Source organism: Candidatus Nitrotoga sp. BS, from assembly GCF_927797785.1.
Taxonomy (GTDB): domain Bacteria; phylum Pseudomonadota; class Gammaproteobacteria; order Burkholderiales; family Gallionellaceae; genus Nitrotoga.
In genome coordinates this window covers 1-1,306 of record NZ_CAKMLL010000090.1, presented here as the reverse complement: position 1 = coordinate 1,306, position 1,306 = coordinate 1, and the positions used below count along the sequence as shown (strand labels likewise).

The 1,306-nt window shown below is 45.0% G+C and carries 1 protein-coding gene; it reads right to left on the bottom strand.

The window, feature by feature from the left end; all coding sequences use genetic code 11:
• Positions 1–1,280, bottom strand: a 1,280-nt coding sequence (tnpC, locus tag MJ769_RS11455; protein ID WP_239237275.1) for an IS66 family transposase, incomplete at its 3' end; no start/stop codon positions are given.
• Positions 1,281–1,306 lie beyond the last annotated feature (26 nt).

Genomic DNA, 1,306 nt, shown 5'->3' with positions numbered 1-1,306 from the left:
GCCAAAGCGATTTGAATAGCGACAAGCGGGTTATAGCCCTTATTAGCCATGGATTGCAAATAGCTTGAGATACGGCAATAGGCATGCGCATATTCACTTGACCGAAAACAACCTGAAATTTTTTGTTTAACCTTTGCCATTCTCAAATCTCGTTCTGCTCTGTTATTGGTAAATGACACATGCGGGTCTTTGGCAAACAATAGAACCGCGCCCTCATATTTTTTGAGTCTTTCCCAAAGATTGTGCGCATCAGATTTAGCCAGTTTGCCACGTTTTCCGCTAGGCCTCGAAGGAATAACCGGCAGCTCCTTTTCACCGCGCGTTAAGATATTCCGGTAGCGTTGCTGTAGATTAGCTAATTCCTTATTAACGAGTCGCTTTTCTGTACATTTCGAGACTTTTTTGCAGGTTTCTTGTAGTAGGCGTTTCATGTTGCGTGCCCAAGCATAGTCATGCGCGTCTACGATGAAAGTCAGTTCACGTAATAAATGCGAACCGCACAGTGCATGACCGCAACCTGGGTACGATAAATAAGATGCCCAACAATCATGAATAATAACGCCCCCATAACGTGGAATAATATTAATGGCTTCAATGGCGGCTTTCCCTCGCCGTTGGTGTAAAAACTTGAGCGTAATATCGCCTGACGAATAGACATGGATCCAATGATTATTTAGGTCAACCCGGAAAGAAGTTTCGTCTACGTTTATCGCAGGTGCATTGAGTATCCATTCCGTGGCTTGATACTCCCAGGTGGCCAGTGCATGGTGGAGACGAAGAATGAATTTGAGCAATGTCGCTTCGGCAATCACGACATCAATCATTGACTTCACCAGCTTCTGTACACGGTTCAACGCGACCATTTGACCGACTATCAAGTTGATGACGAAAGCTTTCAAGCCATCGCCATATTGCAAGGGGCCGTGCCTATCCGAGGGAAACAAGCCCTTTGTTGTCGCAGCACAGCTCGGACAACGTTTGACTTCAGCATCCACATGATCAATCACTTTCTCAAATACAATATCGATCTTGGTGCGTCGTTCATGGTCAATACAAGCAACTTTGCTCAAGTCTTCTGCACAGACTTCACAGGTAAGAACGTGTGAAATCGTGACGGTTTCTTGGATACGTGTATTTTTGGCTTGGGTCTTGTTTTCTTGCTTACCTTTGCCGTTACTTCCAGCATGGTCTAGCGCAGACTCATCTTTGTCCGTTTGGGATGAGGGCTTGCTTGAATTTTTGCTGTTCTTGTGAGTGCTGCGCTCCAAAAAAATGGCCAAGATGAGTTCGATTATCATGAATAAGC